Raw genomic sequence first — 7,327 nt, forward strand, 5'->3', positions numbered from 1 at the left:
GCGTGGGCTGATGGGCATTTTCTACCCGATTATTGAGCCCTTTATGCGAACGATGTTAAGCCAAGCATTAATGGGTTTTATGCAATAAAAAATGAACCTTCATTTTTTTCTGCACCCACCCATAGGACTCCGATGGTTGCTGTAGTATAACCGGTGTTTTTTTTGCAATTATTTTGAACTAAAACGAGTAAATCAATATGGAAATAAGAACAGTAGCTTTTGAATCTGAGTTAATTATTACGTTGGAGAACAATCAAAAGGTGGTGATTACCCCTTTTAAAACCCATGAACCTGGACATTTCAAACTGGGAATTGATGCGCCTAAACAGGTGACTGTAAACAGGCAGAAAATTTATTTAAGAAAACAGGAACAATTAAAGAAGGAGAAAGAGCAGACATCAATTGATTCCTAATGCCTTTTGTTATAGAAAGATGAGTAGCTTTTTAGCATTTATTCTGGAAATAATAAGGTTTGTATGGTTTCATAAAGGAAGGGGTATTAGTTGTTCTATTTTTTTAAATAGTCCTCAATTTCTTTGAATGTTTGGTCAATTACGATTAATGCCTGTTGATAAAGAGGCTCTAATTGATCTCGCTGCCCCGATTTATAGTAGCGTTCAAGGTATTGGCATGCCATTTTGAGTTGCACTGTCCCTATATAGACTGCCCCACCTTTTATTTTATGCGCTAATTGTTGTGTTTTATCCCAATCCAAATGGTTATGGGCTTCTTTCATTAGTTGTACATCTTTAGGGAGTGTATCTTGTATCATAAGGGAGAGCATTTGTTGTAAAGTGGTTTTATTACCCGTAGTTTTAATACCTTCTTCTTCGTTTAAGATAGGATAAGTGGATAGGTCAAATAATGCCTCAGTTTGTTCTGGTAACTCAGTGGTAGTTATTAAAGTATTCTGGCGTACAGATTCCTTGCTTTTCCCGGGGATAAATGCCTCGAGTATGTCAGTGCAATTTACGGCTGTCAGTGGTTTCGTAATTACTGCATTCATGCCTGCATCAATACATCGCTTTTTATTTTCATCACCAGCATGTGCAGTCAATGCAATAATTGGTGTATGGGTTTTCTTCGCTAATTCATGAACCCTTATGAGGTGTGTCACCTCATACCCATCCATATCGGGTAATCCAATGTCCATAAAAATCAAATCGTAGTGATGACTTTTCCATGACTCTACTGCCTTTTTTCCCGTTTCAGCGATGTCTGCAGCACAATTTAATTTAGATAGAATGGATTTTGCGACAATTTGGGCGATGGGATTATCTTCAACCACAAGAACATGATGAAGTTGACCTTGGGTATCCAGGCAAACAGGCTTTATTTCTTGAGCATAGGTTTTTTCATAAGGGGAATCCAAAAGCTCCTCGAGCTCATCATTAATACCTAAATCATCTTCCAAAAGTGGTTCTTGTAGCGGGATAACACAAGTAAAACGAGAACCTTTTCTTGATTCACTTTCTACATAAATTTCACCGCCTAATTCATCAATAAACTGTTTGACCACTGCAAGGCCTAAACCCGCGCCTTTATAGATACCTTGATAGGATGGGGTAAGACGTTTGAATTGCACATAGATTTCCTGTTGTTTGTCTTTAGGTATACCAATTCCCGAATCTTCAATGACAAATTTTATAATCAATTCTCGTTGATGACGTTTAGCAAGAAAGGCTGATAAGGTGACATGGCCAGAATCAGTAAAATTCAGAGCGTTGGCTACCAGCTCTAGTGCCACACGATGAAGTCGTACTTTATCTCCTATGACGTAATGTGGAATTTTTTCATCAAATTGAAGGCTAAGAGCCAATTTTTTCTGGGCTGCTTTAGCTCGATTTAATTCAATCACATGATTTAAGGCATGTCTCAAATTAAATTTTTTCTTCAACTTAGGAATTTCGCCTGAACTTACTGGTATTGCTTCAAGTACCTCATCAAGGAGATCAAGGAGGGCATGACTGGAGGCTACTAAATTTTCAGAATACTCTTTAATCAGTGGGTTATCGGATTCCATCTTGAGTAAATCAGCGAATCCTACAATTCCTGTTAAAGGAGTTCGGATGTCGTGGCGCATGTTTTCGAGAAATTCGGTTTTGGCTCGATTGGCTACTTCTGCTTTTTCTTTTTCCAGTAATAATTCAGAAATATCGGTAGATATTCCTGCAACACCAGAAATTATTCCATTCTTATCAAATAGTGGGACTCTGCTGGTCAAAAAATGAAATACATGATTATTGGTTCCAGGAATAGGGGGGGGGCTTCTATACCGTAAATGGCACGTCCCGAGCTCATTACCTTAATGTCATCATTTTTTAATTTTTCGGCAAGGCCTTCAGGCCAATGACATAATTTCGCTAATTCTTCATAGCTTTTTCCATTAAACTCGTCTCTTGATAAATTTAACATGTTTAACACGTTTTGATTACATCCTGCCATGAGGCAATTCTTATCCATCCAGTATACGTTGCAAGGCATGTTTTCTATTAACGCTTCCAGATTATGAATAGTGTGTTCTTTTCCCAGCTGCTTTTTGTTATTGGTTTGAATCAGGAAATAACATTGGTGATTTTCGGTTAATTTATTAATTTCCCAAGTAAGCGATTTGCATTGATAAAATTTGGAACGACTGGATTCATCTTGATGAGATATATATTCTTTAACAAAATGGCATAGGCCTTCTTCAAGCTGGTTCTGTTGGCATAACTGATTAAAAGAGTGCCCTATGGTTTCGGTTGATTCCTGCAGCAGGTTGTTCTTCGCTTCATCATTAATGTATATGATGAGCAGTCTTTCATTAAGAATAATAATGTATTCTTCACTTTGATTAGCAAAAAAATCCAGGAAAGAAGTATTAAATTTCGACAGATCCTTAGAGTGCTCCATATAGCGTATGTCCTTATTTGTATTATAAATACTGGCTATAAATTTGATAATATGCTTTAATTATAGTCTAAAACAGGGGCTGTCATGGAAAACAACATGTGCATTTTGATTGGTGATGATAATCTATTAATCGAATGTGCCACAATACTGGTTCAAAGACTATACACCATCAAGATTGTGATATCCTCATTTGAAGCCATTCAATTATGGTGCGAGAGGCATAAAATCCCTTGTATGTCACTTGCTCAATATGATGTCTTTGAAGAACAAGATTCCGTTGATTATCTATTCAGTATTGTGAATGGCCATATTTTAAAATCAAGGCATCTTCAAAGAGTGAGTCAATTTGCCTTTAATTACCATGATTCTTTGCTACCTGCTTATGCTGGTTTAAATGCAACAACCTGGTCTATCTTCAATAATGAGCCTAAGCATGGCATCACCTGGCATCTCATGAGTAAGGGAATTGATACAGGCGATATCGTGTACCAAAAGTCTTTTCCTTCAGAAAATGAAACGGCGTTGAGTTTAAATTTAAGGTGTTTCGAAGAGGCTATTATAGGGTTTAACACTCTTTTAGATAATCTGGAATCCAATCAGTTACAGTTCTGGAGGCAATCGGAGGAGAGACGTAGTTATTTTGGTAAAAATGAAGTAATTCCTCAATTGGGTTTTATTGATTGGAATACAACAGCCGAATCCATCTATCGCCTGTTTCGAGCATTAGCACATGGCCATTATCCCAATCATGTAGGGACGCTCAAATTGATTACGGGAACTACTTTTTTGGTTATTACTTCTATGGAGCCAGCTAATTCATTACCCACCAAGGCCAAACCAGGTGAACTGGTTGCCCTTCATGAACATGGAATGGAGATGGCGACCGCCTGTGGTACGATATTAATAAAGGAATGTCGTGCTCCTTCGGGAAAAACAATGATGCCTTTGGAATGTGCAAAAGAATATGGGATGCAAGTTGGCGTGCAATTGACTTGTTTTCCCTCGCACGAATTACAAGAGCTCAGCCATCATTACAGTCAATCGCTGACGCATGAATCGTATTGGGTAAACGAATTCGCACAGGTTGTGGAGCACACTCTTTTTTCAGAACGTGCCTATGCAACAAAGCAAAAAATGACGAAGGTTGGCGGTATTTCTTTAAAAGGCATTAAAGAAGAAGTATTGTGCATTACTTTTATTACCGCTGTATTAGTCTATTTGTATCGGCTCAACGATTACGAACACCATACCTGTTGTTTAATAAAATCACCTCAATTCATCAATTCATCCGCAGCGAGCGATTTATTTGGAGGCAGCCTTCCGTTTTTGGTTGAACTCAATGCAGACCATACCTTTGAAGAGGTGATGACCGCTGTAAACCATAAGATGGATTCATTGAGCCAAAAAGCACCTTATCTATCTGATTTATTCGTTCGTTATCCCGCTCTTGAAGGGCTATCTCTTGAACCTATAATAACATTTAGGGTATCTCAAGATAATGCTCAAATAAACCCTGAATGCTCCATATTACATTTTGAATTGAATGAACAAACAGCGGAGCTGACACTTTTTCATAAAATAGATTTGAACTATCAAAAGGGAGGGTTACAACCCCTGGTACACAATGCGCTGGAACATCTCTCAAAAATTCTTCGTGTCATTGCAGAAAATCCGAAATGTCACTTAAATGAATTTGAAATGATTACGCCTAGTGAGCGCCAACTACTGTATTCATGGGGATTAGGCGAGGAACACCCATTGCCTTCGCACTCAATATACGCCATGTTTCAAGACCAGGTGAAGATAAGGCCTAATGCTCCAGCCATATACTCAGAAGAGGAGGTAATCACTTATTCTACTTTATGGAGTTGGGCTGAAACTGTCGCAAGTTTTATAAAATCTTTGAATATTCTCCCACAGACTCCTTTGGGGATTTATATGGAGCGTTCCAAAGAGATGCTTCCTGTAATTCTTGGAATTTTAAGGGCAGGGTGTATTTATGTTCCTTTAGACAGAAAATATCCATTTAAAAAAATCGATCTGATTTTAAAAGAAGCAAAAATTAACTGCATTTTTAGTAACGAAGAATCAGCTAAAATATTAAACGCTCATTTTCAACAGAATGAAACAATTAAGATTTGCCTGGTATCCGATCTTATATCCAGAGGATCTACCGAGAATATACCGCTCATCGATGTGCTTCCCATAGAAAAGGACTCTATTGCCTATTACATGTTTACCTCTGGCACAACCGGCACACCTAAAGGTGTGATGATATCTCATCAAAATGTTATTAATTACTGCCACTGGTTTACTCAAACAACAGATTTTAATCACCATTCAATCATTGATTTTTCCTCTTCCATTGCATTTGATTTATCAATTCCCTGTACTTTAGCACCCTTACTGTATGGCGGATCTTTAGCTGTGTGTTCCGATTATCAGAAGATGAATCCCAAATTATATTTTAGGCATTTGCGACAACATCAAATAACCCATGCTGAATTAACACCAGGGTATTTAGAGCTTTTGTTACAGCATCCAGAGGAAATAAAGACACTTCATCATTTGAACTATTTAATGCTTGGAGCAGATGCGGTTCATACGGAAGAGGTCAGGCAATGGATGAGTTTATGTCCTGATTGTAAGGTAGTGAATGAATATGGACCAACAGAAACAACCGTTTCGGTGACTTCATACGGTGTGCCATCGAGTGAGCCATTGCGTGGTGCTGTGGTTCCCATTGGACGACCAGCCTACAACAGTTCATGCTATGTTGTGGATAAATTTATGAATTTATGTCCTATAGGTATGAAAGGGGAGTTATGTGTTGGAGGGGATCAGGTATCTTTAGGGTATCTCAATAAACCCGACTTGACCTGCAAAAAATTTATTGACGTGTCCTTTAATGGCAAGGACAGGTTATATAAAACAGGGGATTTAGTGAGTTGGCTGCCTGATGGCGTGGTGCAGTTTTTTGGACGCAACGATCACCAGGTTAAATTGCATGGATATCGGGTGGAGTTGGCTGCAATAGAATCTGTATTGATGAAGCATGAGCTTATCTCTCAAGCGGTTGTGGTGATCCGCAATGAAAAAACACATAATAAAGTATTGCGAGCCTATCTGGTAACCGAAAATAAATCGCTTACTGTGAAACAGTTGAAGCACTTTTTAATGGACTATTTACCATCCTACATGCACCCTAAAGAATATTGTTTGCTTGACTTTATTCCACTTAAGGAAAATGAAAAGATTAATTTTGATGTACTTGAAAAGCAATCCGGTCGGGTACTGTCTTATGAGCCTGTTCAGAATGATACCTTAATGACTGAAATGGAGCGAGTATGTATTGAATGCTGGAAAGAATCATTTCACATGAAAGACATCCATCTTGATGATGACTTTTTTTCAATAAGTGGTGATTCATTAACTGCGTTACATATTATAGCGCAATTAAAGAAACAAATTTCTACCGAAATTCATTTATCCTTATTGTTTCAGTTTCCAACGGTTCGCTCATTGGCTTTGTATCTGGAGCAAAGGGTACGCGAAGAAAAAAATGCTAATGTGACTCAATCTGAAACACAAAATAAATCGCCCATTATTCAGTTGTCTTCTGGAACACATGAAGTACCGCTTTTTCTGGTTCATCCAATTGGGGGCAGCGTATTTTGGTATCAACAACTAGCACAGGAGTTGCAAGGTAGTTTAACGGTATATGGAATTGAAGATCCCAGTATCAATGATTCCAACATTACATTTTCTTCACTTGAAGAAATGGCTTCCTATTATGTTGAATGCATTATTCGCCATTATTCTGGTAAAAAGATTTACCTTGGCGGCGCATCCTTTGGTGCCAATTTAGCTTATGCTATGGCGCATCAAATGGAATCGCGAAAAATGAATATAGAATTTTTAGGCATGTTTGATGGGTGGTTACACTATCCGTCCTCTTTGATGCAACACAATACATTAGACATGCTTACCCATAAAATGGCAGACGTGTCTGCAGAGGAGTGTTTACGTTTATCTGCTTTAGAAGAATATAGAAGGAATTTATTGCTTCATTATAAACCATCCTTTATAGATACCGATGTAATCCTGTTCAAGGCTAACGATTTATGGCCACAATTTGCAGAGGTTGATTCGCATGATAATGGGTGGAAAAAGGCCATTCACGGCCAACTGGACGTGCATTTAGTGTCTGGAACCCATGAAACCATGTTTTTTTCACCTCACGTTCAATGTTTGGCAGAATTAGTGAAAAGAATAGTCTATAAAGGTAATATTAGATAGTAACCGTAATTAACGACAAGCAGGATTAGATGAATATAACGTTAAGAAATCAGTGACATTTGTTGAATACCATGGAGCGGCAGCGTCAATTTAACTTTGAGCTAAACTGTAATTTATTTACAGGAATAACGCGATG

Annotated in this window: 4 protein-coding genes; 2 read left to right on the plus strand and 2 right to left on the minus strand. The window is 38.0% G+C overall.

All coding sequences use genetic code 11. From position 1 onward, the window contains the following. Positions 1 to 197 precede the first annotated feature (197 nt). On the plus strand, positions 198 to 413 hold the full coding sequence (locus Q0495_RS07085; RefSeq protein ID WP_298624431.1) for a carbon storage regulator: 216 nt from the start codon (positions 198 to 200) through the stop codon (positions 411 to 413). Positions 414 to 508: 95 nt separating this feature from the next. Here the strand turns inward: Q0495_RS07085 and Q0495_RS07090 are convergent, their stop codons facing one another. Both Q0495_RS07090 and Q0495_RS07095 read right to left on the minus strand, forming a co-directional pair. Then, a complete protein-coding gene (locus Q0495_RS07090; protein WP_298624433.1) occupies positions 509 to 2,224 on the minus strand; it encodes a response regulator in 1,716 nt (571 codons plus the stop codon). After that, the gene (locus Q0495_RS07095) at positions 2,221 to 2,892 is read right to left on the minus strand and encodes a PAS domain-containing protein (RefSeq protein WP_298624435.1); all 672 of its coding nucleotides are present in this window, start codon (positions 2,890 to 2,892) and stop codon (positions 2,221 to 2,223) included. Before Q0495_RS07095 ends, Q0495_RS07090 begins: the two co-directional genes overlap by 4 nt. 84 nt (positions 2,893 to 2,976) lie before the next feature. Here Q0495_RS07095 and Q0495_RS07100 point away from each other — a divergent pair, with 84 nt between their 5' ends. Next, positions 2,977 to 7,191, plus strand: a complete 4,215-nt coding sequence (locus Q0495_RS07100; RefSeq protein WP_298624437.1) for an amino acid adenylation domain-containing protein — start codon at positions 2,977 to 2,979, stop codon at positions 7,189 to 7,191. Positions 7,192 to 7,327 lie beyond the last annotated feature (136 nt).

It is taken from the genome of uncultured Legionella sp. (genome assembly GCF_937871865.1).
In the GTDB taxonomy this organism is placed as follows: Bacteria; Pseudomonadota; Gammaproteobacteria; order Legionellales; family Legionellaceae; genus Legionella.

Bases quoted from the DNA above. Each gene is read 5' to 3' on its own strand.
- Q0495_RS07085 (WP_298624431.1), top strand. From the start codon at position 198: ATGGAAATAAGAACAGTAGCTTTTGAATCTGAGTTAATTATTACGTTG.
- Q0495_RS07100 (WP_298624437.1), top strand. From the start codon at position 2,977: ATGGAAAACAACATGTGCATTTTGATTGGTGATGATAATCTATTAATC.
- Q0495_RS07095 (WP_298624435.1), bottom strand. From the start codon at position 2,892: ATGGAGCACTCTAAGGATCTGTCGAAATTTAATACTTCTTTCCTGGAT.